Raw genomic sequence first — 17968 nt, 5'->3', positions numbered from 1 at the left:
CTTTCACAACAAGCGATCGCTTTTTATGAGTATAATTTTGAGATGTGAGATATTGAGAACATTTAATATCTAGCCAAGACTACCACGAAGGAAATGCCAGCAAAAGACATTTACCATGATGCTGTTAAAAATGCTTTAATTAAAGATGGCTGGACAATTATAGCTGACCCTTATTTTTTGCAGTATGAAGATGCAGAACTTTATGCTGATTTATTTGTCGAAAAAGCCTTATTAGCAGAACAAGAAGGACGAAAAATAGTTGTAGAAATCAAGAGTTTTATCAGTCCTTCTCCCATGAGAGATTTTGAAAATGCTCTAGGTCAATATATTCTATACCGGGATATTTTACAACTAGCAAGTAAAAACTATAACATTTATCTAGCAATCAGAGATACAGTATTTGATACTTTCTTTCAAAGAAAATCTATTCAAGCCGTGGTAAAACTTCAGAAAATTGAATTTATTGTTTTTAATAATGAAAGAGAGGAAATTACTTTATGGATAAATTAACAACATATCGAAAGTTAATTAAACAGGTGCTAACTGAATATGATAATTTATCTCGTCAATCACCCGATAAAATTGCTGAAAATTGTTTAGTATTTGATGAAGATCGCGATCATTATCTTTGGTTAACTGTAGATTGGCAAGGTAGCAAAAGACTTAAATATACTCACGTTCATATTCGGATTAAGAATGAAAAAATTTTCATAGAAGAAGACTGGACAGAAGAGGGAATAGCAACTGAATTAATGAAGTTAGGTGTAAATAGCAGCGAAATTGTGTTAGCTTTTCAGCCTCCAGATGTGAGAAAATTTACAGAATTTGCAACAGCTTAGTAAATGATTATTATAGCGGGGCGATGTCTAACGACAAGCCGCTACGCGTCTACGCTTTATTTCTGAGTTTTCTGCAAAACGATCGCCGACAATGCAATCAGAAAAATAGCGATCGCTCTTTTAGGCATACAAGCATAAAATCAAAGCATGACTATTGATAAAACAGATATGCTAAAAACGCTTTGGGCTACTGTTCGACAAGGAAAAATCGAACTGTTGGAGTCAGCAGAATTACCAGAAGGTACAAGAGTGTTAGTGACTCTGATTCCTGATGATGAAACTGAATTTTGGCTTCAAGCTAGTCAAACATCACTCTCATCAGTTTGGGATAACCCTGAGGATGATGTCTATGCCCAATTACTCTAAAAATGACATCATTTTGGTTAAGTATCCCTTTTCAGATTTGTCCATTTCAAAAGTTAGACCTGCCGTTGTAGTAAGTGCGCCACACGTTTCTCAAGACATCCTAATCACGCCTTTGACAAGCAAAACTGGGGCATTACTAGAAGGTGAGTTTGTCTTGTCTGAGTGGTCAGCAGCAGGTCTAAACGTGGCTACAGCAGTGAAGAGAAGTTTATACACAGTACATGAAAGCTTGGTTGTAAAAGCGATTGGTAAGTTAGCTGATGCTGAACTGCTAGAAAAATCTTTAAGAGGTTGGCTGGGGTTGTAATACGAGCCAGCAGCCGAGTATTTTTGCGATCGCACTCACTCTTTCATGACAAGCGATCGCAACATATAAATTGCTTTTATTTTTTCACGATATCATAATATGATATCGTATAATTGATGATTAGACAAAACTAAACTATAAGATGGCTGTAATTGTATTGATTAAATGGATCTCAATAACAAACAACGTCAGATTCTAGAGTTAATTTTTACAAATCCTGTACCATCTAATATTCTTTGGAAAGATATTGAAAGTTTATTTATAGCTTTAGGTGCTGATATTACTCAAGGTAGAGGTTTGCGGGTTCGTGTGAAATTAAATGATGTGAAAGCTGTTTTTCACGAACCACATCCTCAAAATGAAACTGATAAAGGAGCAGTTAAATCTGTTAGAGAACTTTTGATTAAAGCAGGAATTGAAATATGATGACTTATAAGGGATACACAGCTAGTTTAGAAGTAGATGTAGAGGCGGGAATAATTTTTGGTCAAGTCTTAGATATTAATGACGTGATTACCTTTAAAGCAAAAACTGTAGATGAAGCGCGTCAAGAATTTCAAAATTCTGTTGATGATTATCTTGCGTTTTGTGAAGAACTAGGAGAGGAGCCTGATAAACCATTCTCTGGTAAACTCCCATTCCGTACAACTCCAGAACACCACCGCAAAATATTTATTGCTGCTAAAAAGGCTGGCAAAAGCATAAATGCTTGGATGGATGAAATATTGACTAGTGCTGCTGATAAAGTAATCAATACTTAGAGTCATGTTTATCAGAATAACTCTTGCGATCGCACTCACTTTTTTATAACAAGCGATATGTAACGACAAGCTGCTACAAGTCTATGTCTATGTTGCAATCATAAAATTAGCGATCGCTTTTAGGAATGTCCAAAATGCAGGATATCGCTTACTTGTTCAAAACAAGCGATGCTTAAGGCTGGCTACGCCTACCTATTTGCGACTTTGGACACTACATTTGCGATTTCGGACACTACATTTGCGACTTCGGGCACTACATTTGCGACTTTGGACACTACATTTGCGACTTTGGGCACTACATTTGCGACTTTGGGCACTACATTTGCGACTTTGGACACTACATTTGCGACTTTGGGCACTACATTTGCGACTTTGGACACTACATTTGCGACTTTGGGCACTACATTTGCGACTTTGGACACTACATTTGTGACTTTGGGCACTACATTTGCGACTTTGGGCACTACATTTGCGACTTTGGCGATCGCCTTCACATCACAGATTGTATTTATACTAAAACAACCAACACAAATAAACAGATTAATGAGTAAAAATACAGAAAAACTCTCAATTTTAACTCTTAATCAAATCCTCAAAACTACTCTTATCACGCATAAAGGCATTCCACTATCTTGAAAACATAACTATTCAAGAAATATTTTCCATGTCTGTAAAAACTCGCGGTTCTGCTGCTTTGGACAAAGCCCAACGTCGTCTCGCCTTGCTTAAATCCATTAATGAAAATCTAGATTTAGGACACGGATTAACAATTGAAGCTTACAGTCGCTACATTAATGATACACGTGCTACGCTAGAAGCCCATAATACCCTTTTGTCTAATCTTGATGAATCTCGTAAGACAATGGATCTCAAAGACAAAGGGCTTTCGGAACTATCTGAGAGGATGCTGAGTGCAGTCGCAAGTATCTACGGCAGAAATAGTATAGAGTATTTAAAAGCAGGTGGTTCTAATCGAAACCGGAGTAAGAGCAAAAAATCTATTACACAAGCTCCTTCAGTTGTAGCGATTTCCAGTAACGAATCCACCCCAATAATAACTAACGGCAAAGGTAGCTTAAGTAATATTTAAGTTTAAAAACCTTGCATTGACAATTTCTAACAACACAATAAATTAGAAAAAATAGGGATAAAACTATTCCCTATTCCCTCAACTCTATTCCCTGCCTTCACAAAAAGACTTTTTCAGCTAACCTTATTTAACTTCTTCATACCATATACCAACGGTTTCAAAAGCAGCATAGGCTAGCTTGAGAAAATTCACCACTCTTTGTTTGCTAATTATTCCAAATTCTTTATACTGTCTTGCATCGGCAAATGTTAATCTATGCTGGTCTATAATATTTCTTTCTTTATATGCAAGTTTGGGAAAATCTATAGCCTTAATATTATATTTTTTCACTACTTCTTGTATTGTCGCGTCAGAATTTACATGTTCCCAATCCTCGCATAAGCCTAAATTTCTGACTAATATATGAGGAACTTTGCCAGCATAGCTATTTACAGATTGCTTAAATAAATTTAAGCTGTCATATCCTCCCGTTGAAACAAACCATTTACAAAAATATACTCCTTGTGATTCTCCCAGTTCAATTAACTGATTTTTCTCAATCCATTCCTTGACTGCCCTATGAGATTGTGCTGCTAGATTAGCAATCACTGTCTTATTCATTGCAATCTCAAAGATTTTATCTGCCTTGTCAGCTTGTCTCTCATCTTCTGTAAACACTGCATACTGACATATACCCTTATACACCCCAGCTACATCTGGATTTGATCTATCGGTTTCTATTGGTATAAACGGCATATTCTTATCCAGGCAATACTGAATCATTGTTCTAGCGACTAGAGACTTGCCTACCCCTCCCTTTTCCCCATCGATCAAATGAATTGTTGGCATAGCTGCACTCCTTTATATTTAAACCCAGTATTGATTGTCGCTTAACATTGAGAATAATATTCAGATTTAACCGAAGATTCGCAATTTTGAAGGCAATTGCGACGTAATAATATCACGTTATTCAAAACTCAACTACCCCCACCAGGCGATTGGAAATCGCGGCTACACAGACGAAACCCACCTACGTGGGTTTGAAAATCTTGATTTGGTGTTAGTCAATGCAGGTGGATTAAGCTTTGTGTCGTAGCGAATTCTATTCACCCAATACTTTTTAAACATTCTCTAGGAGTTCCCTTACCTTCAAAGGTTATTTATAGAAAATAAAATTCATGTAGGGTGTATTAGGCGCATATTTTCGATATGATTGGTCACGAAATAACTACTTAACGTCTAACGCACCGCCGCATGGATGCTGCGTTAAGGCTCAATTTCATTGTCTTTAAGTCCCCAATCCTTTCATTTTTAATTATCTTTAGGGAACTCAAAAAAATAAATTATTCCGCTTGAAGCGTTGACTGTTAACTGTGAACGTCAACAGTCAACAGTCACAGTTAATAACCTGAGAATTTTTGTTAACTAGATCGACTTAATTAAACATAAAACAATAGTAGGGTGCGTTGTCGCAAAGCGCAACGCACCTCACATTGATATAGTAGAATCTATAAAGGTGCGTTAGCCTACGGCATAACACACCCTACACTTATTTACATCTACATCTTACGTTTTTTTGGTTGAGCTACTTAAAAACGAACAATGACTTTACCGCGATTTTCACCGCTATATAAATATTCTACAGCGTCAACAATAGATTCAACGCCTTTGAATTCTGTTGAATCAACAGCAGGTTTAATTTTACCTGTTGAGATTAATTCCATCAATCGAGACTGTTTTTCTGGTAGATATTCTAAATAGTCAGTGAAGAGAAAGCCACGTAATGAAGCTGATTTCCATAGTAATTTGTTGTATATTCTTGGACGGTTTACCAATTCTAGTTCTGATGATAAATATTCAGAAATATATCCAACGATCGCTAGTCTACCGCGCCGTGCCAGGTTATCAACACATATATCAAATAACTCACTACCAACGCATTCATAAACTAAATCAATGCCTTGGGGATATTCTTTTTTGAGAACTTCATCGAGATTTTCTTGAGAATAATCGATCGCTCGATGACAGCCAAGTTGCTTGAGAAATTCCACTTTGGAGTGCGATCGACACGTTCCAATTACATGAGCGCCTGCAAGCAAAGCCAGTTGCACAGCATAACTACCTGTACCACCTGCTGCGGCTGTTACCAATACTACATCACTGCTTTTGACTTCCCCAACAACTTCTAAACCAATGGCAGCAGTCATACCACTAGCCACAACAGTCAGTATTTCTGGAGTTGCTTGTTGAACAGGCATCACTTGAGTAGCATCCACCGCAAAATACTCGCGGTATCCACCTCCTATTTGCAAAGTAATAACATGGTCGCCTATGTGCAGATGTTGTACATCTTCACCAACAGCAACAACAACAGATGCAGCTTCAACTCCGATATCGAATGGTGGTGTATTTGTAAAATATACCCCCGCAGCAATATTGACATCTGAAGCATTGACTCCAGCATAAAGATTACGCACCACAACCTCATTGCCAGCAGGTATGGGAAAATCAGTTTCAACAATATCAACAGCGGCTCTAAAATTTCGGCTCAACTGTTTGACAACCAGTTTTTTATAAGTCTTGGGATTCATGATGATTTCCAATTCAACTTGAGAAGCTCTACCCATTGAGCGACAACGAACACATAATTGATAATTTACAATGCAGCCAGGATTTCATTCATTGAAAGTTAAATCCTGGCTGCCTCGTCAAACTTCTACAATAAATTGACAGACACTCAATACTCAATTAATGATGATACCTTGAAATGATGAAATTCGTAAAAATTTTCCAAATAAATAACTCGGTATTAATCGCCGTGACACTACTCGCATCGTTGATGCTAGTGCCAGCGAACATTGCTGGTACTGTGAAAAATTCAACCAATCCAGGCATTAAAATGTTTTCATTTAACCTCAGTTCCCAAAAATGGCAAAATCGCGTGTTATTGGTGTTTGCACCATCTGTTGATAACTATAACTATCAGCAACAAATAAAATTATTTGACCAGCACCAAGACGATTTTACACAGAGGGATTTGATTCTTGTTCGGGTTTTAGCAACAGATAAAAGCTATGCCAACGGACTGCCAATCGATGAGCCTTCCGCTGAAAATTTGCGAAATCGCTTTGGAATTGATAAAGGAAATTTTCGCGTCATTTTGGTGGGCAAAGATGGTGGTGTCAAGCGCCAAGATACTACACCAGTCCAAGCAACAGCAATTTTTGAACAAATAGATGCTATGCCCATGCGCCAACAAGAAATGCAAGAACGGGGCAGAAAATAGTTGATATAGTACTCAACCAATCTTTTTAGCTTTCACAGGAATCTCGATGGCAAATTTTGTGCCTTGTCCCACTGTGGACTCACACCAAAGATTACCGCCATGCTTCTCAGCTACAATTTGATAACTAATAAACAAACCCAAGCCAGTACCTTTGCCAACTGATTTAGTAGTGAAGAAAGGATCGAATAATTTAGAGGAAATTTCTGGGGGAATGCCTACTCCATTGTCAGAAATCACAATCATCACTTGGTTTGCATCAATTTGACTAGTCTGAATCCAGATGGTATTGAGGTTAACTGAAATTTCTTGGAATGAACGTCCTTGGTTAGATTCTTCTAATGCATCAATAGCATTGCTCAAAAGATTCATAAAAACTTGATTGAGGGAGCCGGGATCGCATTCAATCAGTGGCAAACTAGTATATTCTTTAACAACCTGAATCTGTGGACGGTGAGTTGTTGCTTGCAAACGATATTGCAAAATCACCAAGGTACTATCAATCCCCTCATGAATGTCTACCGCTTTCAATCCTTCTTCATCCAAGCGCGAGAAGTTCCGCAACGATAACACAATAGTGGAAATGCGTTCGGTACCGACTTTCATGGACTGAAGAATGTTGGTTAAATCTGATTGTAAAAAATCCACCTCCAGCTTATCCAGTTCTACTTGGAGTGCTGGAGATGGGTTAGGGTAATGCTGTTGATAAATTTGCAATGCTGCGAGCAAATTTTCAACATACTCAGAAAGATAAATTAAGTTGCCATAAATAAAATTAACTGGGTTATTAATTTCATGAGCAACCCCCGCCACCATCTGTCCCAATGCAGACATTTTTTCACTATGAAGCATCTGTAATTGAGTTTGTTTTAGGGTTTGTAGAGTTTGCTTGAGAGCCGTATTCTTTTCATTTAATTCTTCAGTTCTCTGCTGGACTCGAACTTCCAGAGTTTCATTAGTTGTGGCTAATTCAGCAAAAGCTAAACGCAGGTTGGTTTGTGCTTGTGTTCGTTCTACGATGGTTGCCGTCAACACAAGAATCGTGAGTGTAATCACACCAATAAATGATTGCAGTTGCGCCAAAGATTGGTTGAGATCTTCACTGGCAAAACCACCTTTACCATTGACGGTGGCGATGGCAGCAATGGCAGCTACAATAAAATTGAACAACGTTGCACCCGGTTGTCCCAGTCGAAAAGCAGACCAAATCAACGTTGGAATCAACATGTATTCCAAGTGATATTCTTTACTAAAAACAATTTTGCTGCTCAAAATTACTAACCCCATTAAGATAACTGGCTCTGCTAGGATCAACCAAAATCTTAAACGGCGTAAGTTTACTGGAAACTGACGAATATGGCAGAGATTTTCAAAATCCTCTGAGGTTGAACTTAGAGATAACCATTGCCAGAGGGAATGTCGTTTTTTGTGAATGAATTGCTCCCAACTAAGCATAACTGGGGTAACGATAAAAATTCCTGAAACGTTGGAAATCCACCAGGTCAACCAAACTGTACCATAGGCTGTCCAGGGAACTTTACCACTCAATGCCAAGCAAGCCACTCCAACAGTTGCATTAATGTTTGGCCCCACCATACCGGCTAGAATCAAAAATTTGAACGTGTCGGGGACACGTTGTAACGGATAGCGGAGGTTGCTAGCTTTTCGTAGCAGGAAAGCCCCAAATATAGTGCCTAGAGTTGTTCCGATGGCAATTCCCATAACTGGTAGCGTCGAAATCACCAGAGATAAGAAACTTGTTGAATCTTGAAACGCCCAAAAGTTAGCAAAAAATGAACCCAGAAAAACACCGTACCCCATCCAGTTACCAAACAATAAAACAGCCCCAGCAGCAATTCCATCCGGCGGCCAAACTGGAGTCACATCTTGGGGTGTAGAGGCAAGATGACGCGAAATTTCAGCCATTTGATAGTAAGCGATCGCCAAAACAACTGTGCCTCCCATTTGCCTGAATGCAGAAGGGAATAAAGGCAATTTTTGTTCAATCATTTGTTTATTGACTGCTTGCTTGCTGTTAACGTTTCTTTCTAAACATAGAATGCCCGTTTTTTCTAAGCTTCAGAACAAAAAGTAGCCTAAAATTAATTGAGAAAAATTACTCAAATATAATCTCAACTAAATTGCACTCAAAGATAGTAATTTAGTCTGGGAGTAGGGAATGGGGAGGAGCCACTTGCTCAGCAAGTGGCGTTAGTGAGTAAGAATATTCTGTTTAACTCCATCGCCAAGAATAATAACTATCCTGAATCAAAACTTTAGATGCCCTCGTATGCTCTCTTCATTTCGATGTCTATCAAATTAATATTGATAGTAAATTACATAAATTACATTGCAAATAAATGATTTCTCAGACAAGTACAGGGAAATATTTTGCTGGAATGTTATGTAAGTAGGACTTACGCAAAAACCCTCTTAAACTCTCATTTCTCCGTGAACTCTGTGTCCTCTGTGGTAGCCTACGGCAAGCCGCTCCGCGTCTACGTTTTCCGTTGGCTGTGCGTAAGTCCTAGTAAGTTTGAAATTTCTGGAAATCTCCCATAAAAAGGGAGACTTTTACTCACACCAAAAAGGGTGTTTTTGTGAAGCAAGAATCTGTCGCTACACTGCACCAAGAGTGTAGCGACAGAGTGTCAACTTAAGAAGATAAATATTGACCAATGGATGGTTTTTGACGACGCAGAGCAGTCATGGCTTGCTGCTGGATTTGGCGGACTCGTTCTCGACTAACATTGAGCTTCTCTCCAATCTGAGCCAAACTTCGTTCTTGATTATCCAATAGTCCAAAGCGTAAAATTAATACTTCGCGCTGTACGGGTTTGAGCGATGCCAACAAATCATTCAAGTCTTGGCGGAGCAATTCTTGAGTAATCTGGTCATTTGGCGAAATGCTTTCATCGCTGAGAAGTTCGCTAAGTTCTGTATCTTGGTTATCACCGACTCTTAAATCTAGAGAGATTGTCCCACTGGCGGCAGTGAGATATTCTCGAATCTGGCTTGGTTCCATGTCTAGTTTCTGAGCAATTTCGGCGACAGTGGCACGACGACCAAGTGTTTGAAACAGTTCTCGCTGTACCTTCTTAATTTGACTCAGCTTTTCGTTGACGTGAATTGGTAGTCTCACTGTACGGGATTTTTCAGCGATCGCTCTGGTAATCGCCTGACTAATCCACCAATATACATAAGTTGATAACTTATAGCCCCGGTTCGGATCGAACTTTTCTATCCCCCTTTGTAAACCGATTGCCCCTTCTTGAACCAAATCCAAAAACTCCAGATTGCGACGCTGGTATTTTTTAGCTATGGAAACCACTAGTCTGAGATTTGCCACGATCATCTTTTGCTTGGCTCGTTGTCCAAGCTGAAGTATCTGATTGACTTCCATTTCAGCTTTATTGACAAAATCAGCTAATTCTGCTTGTGTTGGTTGGCGATTTAATTGTTGACTAAGCTGTTGTTTTTGCTCCTCAATGGCAATCATTTGTTGTACTTGCCTGCCATAAGTTATTTCTTGGTCGGATGTTAATAAAGGGAACTGACCAATTTCTTGCAAATAGACGCGTACCATGTCAGAAGTCAGGCTGGACATACAACTTTAACATTTCTCTCAAATTAGACGAATTTAAAAGTATAAATCAAATAGCTTCACAAAAAATATCAACTGTGGAAAGCTATTTTATGCAACTATTCACCAGTGATTCCCTAAGGTCGCCCACAAAGCAGATCGTAACTTTAACGATAGACTAGTAAAAATTCTTTGAGGAAGTATTAATGAGGCTAGCCAATACGGTTCGGATAAGCAGTATGAACTTACCTTGTGGTCTGGGAAAAGGTTAATGGTTCGACAAGCTCACCAACCGGGGTAAAGGGATTTGGATGTATTTGAAACCTTTCCCCTTTGCCCTTTCCCCTTTAACCGAACCGTATTGTGAGGCTAGCAGTTCATACTGAGTTACAGTCAAAGATGTAATTTGGGCTGGAAGTGAGAATATTCCGTTTGAGAACAACATAGCATCAAGATGAGTAGGAAATCTCGAAAAGCATTGATTGGCATTACAACCTACGGACGGCAGGCAACATTACCATTTTCTGTGTCAAGTGAATACATAGATGCAGTCCGGGCCGCAGGTGGCATTCCTATATTATTACCACCAGGAGAAATGGAGCCTGCTACACTTCTAGATTGTTTGGATGGTTTAATTATCTCTGGTGGCGGAGATATTAACCCTGTTTGCTACAACGGTTTTGCTCATCCTAGCATTTATGCTGTTGATAGCGAACGTGATGCTTTTGAATTGCAACTCGCCAAGTTTGCCCTTGACCGTCATCTGCCAATATTGGGTATTTGCCGGGGTTTACAAATTCTCATGGTCACCTGTGGAGGTACTCTAATTCCTCATATTCCAGATGTTTATGGTACATCTCCATTGCATCGCCTAGAGCCTGAACCAGGACGGCGTTTGCCTACAGAACATTTGGTGAAAATAGATGTAGAAAGTTGTTTAGCCAATTGTTTGCAAAATTCTCATCTATCTGTAGTTTCTTGGCACCATCAAGCAGTGGATAAAGTACCATCTGGTTGGCGGGTTGTTGGTCATGCTCTAGATGATGGAGTAATTGAAGCTGTGGAGCATGAAGACCATCCTTGGGCAATTGGCGTGCAATGGCATCCTGAGCTTTCTACTTTAGATCCCAGTAATCAAAGACTTTTTCAAGCTCTCGTTCAGGCTGCACGTATGGAAGGGAACAGGGAATAGGCAATGGGCTTAAATTGTTTACCTAGTTAACTGTTGACTGTTAACTGCGAACAGTCAACAGTTAACAACTTTTGGAGTTTTCTTACTTTTTGCCTTTATTTCTCTAGTTGTCGAATTCGCTTGATTTGGAGCAAATTCCAGTCATCTTCAGAATAGGGGGTGCTAAACCAGGCATCTAATATTTCTTTGGCGATCGCTTCTGTAGTTGCCCGTAAACTTAACACTAGGACGTTAGCATGATTCCAAATGCGGGCACCCCTAGCCGTCTCAGCATCATGGCACAAAGCAGCACGTATCCCACAGACTTTGTTCGCAGCGATGGATGCACCAGTACCAGTCCAACAAAAAACAATTCCCTCATCTACTTTCTGAGTTGCTACTGCCAAAGCAACCTTACTACTACTGATAGGCCAATCAACTTCTCGACGATCCTCTGCTAGAGAACCAAAAGGTATAACTTCATGTCCACGCCGCTTAAGTTCTTCTAATACAATATCTGTCAGGTTAGTGCGTTCATCACTGCCAATAGCGATTTTCATGCCTTCCCCTCTAAAAGTAGCCTACCCTATTGTTTCATCTTACGATAAATAGCGACAGTTAATTACCTTTTTAACTGTCGCTACAATTTAGCTAAATGATATTAGAATTCAGAAGTCAGAAGTCATAAGTCATAAGTCAGAATTCAGAAGTCAGAATTCAGAAGTCAGAATTCAGAAGTCAGAATTCAGAAGTCAGTTCTTTAATGGGTGAAGTAATCATCTGAAGAATATTTGAATTTGGTTTTACTGACAAAAGTCAAAATTTCAAACCAATATTCATTACCGAATTAGACTTAAATTCATACTGAATTCTGAGTCCTGACTTCTGAATTCTTCTTGAATAATCGCTCCGCCGTTCCCTTAATTACAATATACAAAATCGGCACTACAAACAAACTCAAAAAAGTAGCAATTAACATGCCTCCAAAAACAGTTGTTCCTAAAGATTGGCGACTACCCGCCCCTGCACCTGCGGCAGTAACCAAGGGGAAAATCCCAATCAGAGTAGAAAAAGCAGTCATCAAAATTGGACGTAATCGCTCTTGTGAAGCCTCGATTACTGCTTTATTCATAGACAGTCCTTGGTCTCGCAATTGGTTAGCAAATTCCACAATTAAGATAGCGTTTTTACTAGCCAAGCCAATCAACATTACTAGACCAATTTGACAGTAAACATCATTGGCAAAACCCCGCATTGATTGAGCTATAAGCGCTCCGAAAATCGCTAAGGGAACTGACAACATAATAATCAAAGGGTCAATGTAGTTTTCATACTGAGCGGCTAATACCAAAAATACAAATATCAATCCTAAGCCAAAAATCAGAGGTGCTAAGCCGGCAGAATCTATTTCTTCTAGAGCAGTTCCAGACCACTCATAACCAAAACCTGGAGGTAAAACTGCTTGAGAAACTTGTTCCATTGCTTTAATAGCGTCTCCAGAACTAGAGCCGGGAGCAGCAGAACCATTAATTTCAATTGAGCGGAACAAATTATAGTGATTTATTGTTTGCGCTCCCACAGTTGGTGTTACTTTTACTAAGTTACTCAAAGGAATCATTTGATTCTTTTGGGAACGAACGTAGAGTTTGCCAATATCTTTGGGATTAGAACGAAATTGTTCATCTGCTTGGATATAAACCCGATAATTTCGCTGCTGGAGATTGAAATCATTCACATATTGCGAACCCAAAGCAGTTTGTAAAGTACTGAAGATATCATCGATGGGAACTTGCAGTGATTTGGCTTTATTGCGGTCTACTTCCACAAGTAATTGCGGTGTATCTGCGGCAAAGGTACTGAATACAGCTCGTAATCCTGGCGTTTGATTGGCGCGACCGAGTAATTGCCCCATTGATTGCACCAAACTTTCTAAACCACTGTTACCTCTGCGGTCTTGCAGCTGAAAGACGAAGCCGCCAAAGTTACCCAAACCCTGAATTGGTGGGGGATTTACCGGAAATACTCTGGCTTCTGGTATAGACAACAATTTACCTTGTAATCTGCCAATTATCGCTTGTACAGATTGATCTGGTCTTGAGCGTTCGTCCCAAGGTTTTAAAGTTGTAAATATGATGCCACTATTAGCAGTGCTACCACTAAACCCAAATCCTCCTACGGCAAAAGTTCCTACTATTTCCGGAATTTGCAGAATTTCTTTTTCTACCTGTGCCATGACATCGCTGGTATATTGCAGCGAAACGCCTTGGGGCCCTTGGATAATTGTGATGAAATAACCCTCGTCTTCGTCTGGAAGAAACGCTGTAGGTACTGTGGTGTAAAGCCAAGCAGTCATTCCTAAGGAAACGATAAACAAGCCAATAACGATACTTTTGATGCGTGTGAGATAAGTCAGCGATCGCTCATAGCTCGATCTTACCCATTCCAAGAACCGATTAATCAAGTCAAACAGCCAACCAATCCACCTGGGAGGTGTTTGTCCTTGACGCAGCAACACCCCACACAAAGAAGGTGTCAAAGTCAAAGCCAAAAAAGTAGAAATCGCAATGGAAAAGGCAATGGTCAGCGCAAATTGCCGATAAAGTGCGCCTGTGGTTCCTGGAAAGAAAGCCACTGGGACAAACACCGCCATCAATACTAATGAAGTTGCAATCACCGCCCCGAAAAGTTCCGCCATTGATTCGCTAGCGGCGCGGCGAGGATTCATACCTTTATCCTGAATAAAACGGCTGATTTGCTCCACTACAACGATGGCATCGTCTACCACCATCCCAGATGCTAAAGTCAGACCAAACAAAGTCAAACTATTAATGGAAAAGTTAAAAACTTTGACGAATGCAAATGTGCCAACCAAGGAAAGTGGAATTGTCAGCGCCGGAATTAAGGTAGTTCGCCAGTCCTGCAAAAAGATAAAAATGACAATTACAACCAGCACCACCGCTTCAATCAGAGTCTTGATCACTTCTGACATCGACTCTTCGACAAACATAGTTGTGTCAAAAGCTACCTGATATTTCATGCCTGGGGGAAAACTCGGAGCCAATCGCGCCATTTCCGCTTTCACTCCCTTGGCGACATCCAAGGCATTACTACCAGGAACCTGATAAATCCCTAAACCGATGGCATCTTTACCCAGAAATCGCAGAAATGTGTTGTAATTTTCTGCACCTAGTTCTGCTTTGCCGACATCTTTGAGCTTAACTAATGTGCCATCATCTTCTGTTTTCAAGACAATTTCGTCAAATTCTCTGGTATCTGTTAAACGACTGGCAGCACGCACATCGATTTGATATCTTTGTCCTTCCGGAGCCGGTTCTTGCCCAATTCTCCCTGCACCCACCTGGATATTTTGTTCGGATAAGGCGTCTGCCACATCTTGAGTTGTTAATCTCCGGCTAGCCAGGCGATTCGGATCTAACCACAAACGCATGGCATAGCGGCGTTCGCCAAAAACTTGGGCATTACTGACACCTTTAACTCTTTTTAGGGCGTCTGCTAAGTAAAGGTCAGCATAGTTACTTAAAAATGTATTGTCGTATTCGTTATTTTCTGCGAATAGACCAATTGCCAAGAGAATATTATTAGATTCTTTTGATACCCGTACACCAGTCCGTTGTACAGACTCTGGTAATTGCGGTTGGGCAACGGAAACACGATTTTGCACATCTACAGCCGCAATATCTTTGTCCCGCGATGAATCAAAGGTGACAGTAATGGTACTAGTACCGTCATTACTGCTGCTAGAAGTGATATATCTCAGTCCCTCAACGCCGTTGATTTGCCTTTCTAAGATATTGGTAACGCCGCTTTCTACAACTTCGGCACTGGCTCCACTGTAGTTGGAAGTGACACTGATTTGGGTGGGACTAATTTCTGGAAACCTGGCGATCGGCAGTGTCGGAATACTGATTAATCCTATTAATAGGATAATAATGGCGCAGACCGATGCAAAGATTGGTCGCTTAATAAAAAAGTCAACAAACATAATTTAGAAAATTGGGCATTGGGTATTTGGCATTGGGCATTGGGCACTTGTACTGAGCGTAGTCGAAGTATGGGGCATGGGGCATGGGGCAAAGGGCAAAGGGCAAGGGGCAAAGGGCAAAGTAGAAAAGGGGAAAAGAAAGATCCCTCGTTTTACCTTTCTCCAAGGCGTTGCCATCTCCCCATCACCTCATCTCCCCATCTCCCCCCGCCCAGTCTCGTTTCACTTAAAAATTCCTACTACCGACTGTTTCCGGTGCAGGAGTGATGGGGACGCCATTGGTGAGGTTGAGAATACCAGAAACAACTATTTTGTCACCAGGTTTTAGTCCTTCGAGGACTTGATAATTATTGCCCTCAATAGCTCCCAGTTTCACGGGTTTTTGTTGAGCGACCAATTTTGGCGCTCCGGGTTTAGAGTTTTGCGCTGGTGCTTCAGCTTTTGGCGCTTCAGGTTTAGAGTTTTGCGCTGGTGCTTCAGCCACAAAGACGAATGTCTCCCCACCGAGACGAGATACTGCTGTCACTGGAATTAAAATGCCTGGGCGTTCGTCCCAAATGACTTTGGTTTGTACTGACTGGCCATTAAGCAGTTGCCTTGTAGAATTACCAAAGTTGGCTTTAGCTAAAACTGTTTGGGAATCTAAATTTGTATTTGGGGAAATGAAACTGATTTTACCTGTGGCTATGGCTTTGCCTTGGGCATCAAGCATTTGTACGGGTAATCCCAAGCGCAACTTTTTAGCTTCTTCTAGGGGAACGGAAATATTCAGTTCTAATGAGTCATTTCTAGTTAATGTGGTGAGCTGGTCTGCTCTTTGTACGTAATCTCCAATTTTTGTGGGAATATCACCAACAATGCCGGTAAAAGGAGCTAGAACTTTTGTGTATTGCAGTTGCACTTGGGCAGCTTGGACTTGACCTGCTGCTTGAGTAACTTGCGATCGCGCTTGGGCAATTTCTTCTGGACGAGAGCCATTTTCCAACTGTCTGAGGTTCTGTTGCTGTTGTTCTACAGCAGCAGCTAGCTCATTGATACTAGAGTTTCTACTTTGGCGGAGTTGGTCTAAGCGTTTCTGGGCTACTACAAGGGCAGCTTCAGCACTCTTCTGTTCCTTGAGATATCCTTCTAAGGCATCTTGGGAAACCGCACCTTCTTTTCGCAATTGCTCGTATCGTTTGGCTCGTGACTGTGCTAGCTCCACATCAGATTTCGCTGACTCGATTTGAGCCTCAGCTTGGGCAATTTCTTGTGGCTGCGCTCCCGTTTGGGCATCCCTCAGGCGAGCTTGGGCTTGGGCTAACTGCGCTCTAGCTTGGGCAATTTCTTCTCGCCGAGTACCCGCTACAAGTTCAGCAAGACGCGCCTGGGCTTGTTGGAGTGCGCCTCTAGCTTGTAATAACTGAGCTTGGGCATCATCGCTTTGCAAGGTAAAAATAACTTGCCCTTGTTGTACTCGATTGCCTTCTTTGACGAAAATCTGGGTAATTCGTCCTTCAATTTGTGGCTTAATAATTACCGAACGAGGAGCTTCTAAGGAGCCAAGAAACTGGGAACTTTCTTGTGTAGTTTCTGTCTCTATTGTTGCTAGCTTCACCGGAACTGCCATAGGTTGACCAGGAGCGGCCTGATTACCTGATGCTCCATTGTTAGCACTGCTAGTCTGCCACCAGCGCCAACCAAAACCAACACCTGCAATTACGAGGATAATTCCCAACAGCAGCGGCCAACGTCGATTTTTAGGCGATTTGGGCGATCGCTCCGACAAAGATTCAGACTCTTGACTGGAATCATTAACAGCAGGCTGTTCTGTTTCAACAGGAAAAGAAGATTCAGGGAACTCAGAATGGGACATTTTGGTTTTCTCGTCTTGTGAATCTAGACTTGAGCAATCTTATTTAGGTCAACGAGGAAGAGGGTATGGGGTAAGCAAGGAGTGTGGGGAGATGGGGGAGATGGGGAGATACGGAGACAAGGGGGACAAGGTCGTAATTTTTCTGCCTTGTCTTCCCCCTCTCTCCATCTCTTTTACCCTATATCTCTGCCTCTCAGGCAAAGCAAAATACCTGCAAAATTATGCAAAGATGCTTTCAAATCAATATCTGAGCGCACTGTACCGTTCTCCTCGCTGTTTTTTATACACAACCAGCTGTCTGAGCAGCAATTTATCAGTCTTGTATCACCTCAGATGGGCAACCTGATGCTGGGTTTTTCATAAGTGTTAGCAAGTGCTTGCTTGCATCTTTATTTAAGTATTAGGTTGCATTATAACTACATAGTAAAGAAGATTGGTAATGCTAAAAATGAGTTTACCGTTCTTAACCAGTACTGAATATTGATCTGAAGGAAGAAAAGAGTGACCAATCACCAATCATTTCAGAATCTATCTCATCAAAATAGCGAGTTTCATTGATTTATCCTCACCAAGAACGAAACACAATCAGTGTTTATCGATCTATAGTCCTCTTTTTCATCTATTTCAACTTCCTACACTTAGGTCACCCGATCGGGTGATTTAATTTTCTCAGATTTGGGGAGTGGGGAGATGGGGAGATGGGGAGGTGGGAGATGGGGAGATGGGGAGGT

18 protein-coding genes are annotated in these 17968 nt (G+C 40.8%); 10 read left to right on the top strand and 8 right to left on the bottom strand.

Annotated features, from left to right (window positions below; genetic code table 11):
* Window positions 1-93: 93 nt before the first annotated feature.
* From VF06_RS23110 to VF06_RS23075, 8 genes are all read left to right on the top strand, one after another.
* Window positions 94-510 carry a XisH family protein gene (locus tag VF06_RS23110; protein WP_099071569.1) on the top strand — a complete coding sequence of 139 codons (417 nt, stop codon included), beginning with the start codon at window positions 94-96 and terminating at the stop codon, window positions 508-510.
* A complete protein-coding gene (locus tag VF06_RS23105) occupies window positions 498-839 on the top strand; it encodes a XisI protein (protein ID WP_099071570.1) in 342 nt (113 codons plus the stop codon). The genes VF06_RS23110 and VF06_RS23105 overlap by 13 nt, the downstream gene beginning before the upstream one ends.
* A 23-nt stretch (window positions 840-862) precedes the next feature.
* Complete coding sequence (locus VF06_RS42870) at window positions 863-997, top strand: hypothetical protein (RefSeq protein WP_257207641.1); 135 nt, start codon at window positions 863-865, stop codon at window positions 995-997.
* Window positions 987-1205: a hypothetical protein gene (locus tag VF06_RS23100; protein WP_244918170.1), complete on the top strand. Its 219-nt coding sequence runs from the start codon at window positions 987-989 to the stop codon at window positions 1203-1205. The genes VF06_RS42870 and VF06_RS23100 overlap by 11 nt, the downstream gene beginning before the upstream one ends.
* Window positions 1189-1512: a type II toxin-antitoxin system PemK/MazF family toxin gene (locus VF06_RS23095; RefSeq protein WP_099071571.1), complete on the top strand. Its 324-nt coding sequence runs from the start codon at window positions 1189-1191 to the stop codon at window positions 1510-1512. The genes VF06_RS23100 and VF06_RS23095 overlap by 17 nt, the downstream gene beginning before the upstream one ends.
* A gap of 165 nt (window positions 1513-1677) precedes the next feature.
* Window positions 1678-1938: a type II toxin-antitoxin system HicA family toxin gene (locus tag VF06_RS23090; protein ID WP_099071572.1), complete on the top strand. Its 261-nt coding sequence runs from the start codon at window positions 1678-1680 to the stop codon at window positions 1936-1938.
* Window positions 1938-2273: a type II toxin-antitoxin system HicB family antitoxin gene (locus VF06_RS23085; RefSeq protein WP_218963847.1), complete on the top strand. Its 336-nt coding sequence runs from the start codon at window positions 1938-1940 to the stop codon at window positions 2271-2273. The genes VF06_RS23090 and VF06_RS23085 overlap by 1 nt, the downstream gene beginning before the upstream one ends.
* Before the next feature lie 664 nt (window positions 2274-2937).
* Window positions 2938-3363 carry a hypothetical protein gene (locus tag VF06_RS23075; RefSeq protein WP_099071575.1) on the top strand — a complete coding sequence of 142 codons (426 nt, stop codon included), beginning with the start codon at window positions 2938-2940 and terminating at the stop codon, window positions 3361-3363.
* Between the two features lie 123 nt (window positions 3364-3486).
* On the opposite strand, the gene VF06_RS23070 is transcribed toward VF06_RS23075, so the two are convergent.
* Both VF06_RS23070 and VF06_RS23065 read right to left on the bottom strand, forming a co-directional pair.
* Window positions 3487-4191 carry a P-loop NTPase family protein gene (locus VF06_RS23070; RefSeq protein ID WP_099071576.1) on the bottom strand — a complete coding sequence of 235 codons (705 nt, stop codon included), beginning with the start codon at window positions 4189-4191 and terminating at the stop codon, window positions 3487-3489.
* Between the two features lie 740 nt (window positions 4192-4931).
* Window positions 4932-5933 (bottom strand): zinc-binding dehydrogenase, encoded by a 1002-nt coding sequence (locus VF06_RS23065; protein WP_099071585.1) that lies wholly within the window; start codon window positions 5931-5933, stop codon window positions 4932-4934.
* A 176-nt stretch (window positions 5934-6109) separates the two neighbouring features.
* Here VF06_RS23065 and VF06_RS23060 point away from each other — a divergent pair, with 176 nt between their 5' ends.
* Entirely contained in the window at window positions 6110-6628 is a 519-nt protein-coding gene (locus VF06_RS23060; protein ID WP_099071577.1) for a DUF4174 domain-containing protein, read from the top strand.
* A gap of 12 nt (window positions 6629-6640) precedes the next feature.
* On the opposite strand, the gene VF06_RS23055 is transcribed toward VF06_RS23060, so the two are convergent.
* Together VF06_RS23055 and VF06_RS23050 are read right to left on the bottom strand one after the other, a co-directional pair.
* Window positions 6641-8635, bottom strand: coding sequence for a sensor histidine kinase (locus tag VF06_RS23055; protein WP_099071578.1), 1995 nt, complete (start codon window positions 8633-8635; stop codon window positions 6641-6643).
* A gap of 646 nt (window positions 8636-9281) precedes the next feature.
* A complete protein-coding gene (locus tag VF06_RS23050) occupies window positions 9282-10232 on the bottom strand; it encodes an RpoD/SigA family RNA polymerase sigma factor (protein WP_099071579.1) in 951 nt (316 codons plus the stop codon).
* 430 nt (window positions 10233-10662) lie between these two features.
* Between VF06_RS23050 and VF06_RS23045 the strand changes: the two genes are divergently transcribed.
* Window positions 10663-11400: a gamma-glutamyl-gamma-aminobutyrate hydrolase family protein gene (locus VF06_RS23045; RefSeq protein ID WP_099071580.1), complete on the top strand. Its 738-nt coding sequence runs from the start codon at window positions 10663-10665 to the stop codon at window positions 11398-11400.
* Between the two features lie 95 nt (window positions 11401-11495).
* Here VF06_RS23045 and VF06_RS23040 read toward each other — a convergent pair whose 3' ends face one another.
* The 4 genes from VF06_RS23040 to VF06_RS23030 form a co-directional block, all read right to left on the bottom strand.
* Window positions 11496-11939 (bottom strand): RpiB/LacA/LacB family sugar-phosphate isomerase, encoded by a 444-nt coding sequence (locus VF06_RS23040; protein WP_099071581.1) that lies wholly within the window; start codon window positions 11937-11939, stop codon window positions 11496-11498.
* 299 nt (window positions 11940-12238) lie between these two features.
* Window positions 12239-15382, bottom strand: a complete 3144-nt coding sequence (locus VF06_RS23035) for an efflux RND transporter permease subunit (RefSeq protein ID WP_099071582.1) — start codon at window positions 15380-15382, stop codon at window positions 12239-12241.
* Window positions 15383-15385: 3 nt separating this feature from the next.
* Window positions 15386-15559 (bottom strand): hypothetical protein, encoded by a 174-nt coding sequence (locus VF06_RS41125; RefSeq protein ID WP_180267505.1) that lies wholly within the window; start codon window positions 15557-15559, stop codon window positions 15386-15388.
* A 49-nt stretch (window positions 15560-15608) separates the two neighbouring features.
* On the bottom strand, window positions 15609-17237 hold the full coding sequence (locus VF06_RS23030; RefSeq protein ID WP_099071583.1) for an efflux RND transporter periplasmic adaptor subunit: 1629 nt from the start codon (window positions 17235-17237) through the stop codon (window positions 15609-15611).
* Window positions 17238-17968: the final 731 nt, after the last annotated feature.

This window comes from Nostoc linckia z4, from assembly GCF_002608075.1.
Lineage (GTDB): Bacteria > Cyanobacteriota > Cyanobacteriia > Cyanobacteriales > Nostocaceae > Nostoc > Nostoc linckia.
This window is presented reverse-complemented; position numbering and strand designations above follow the sequence as displayed.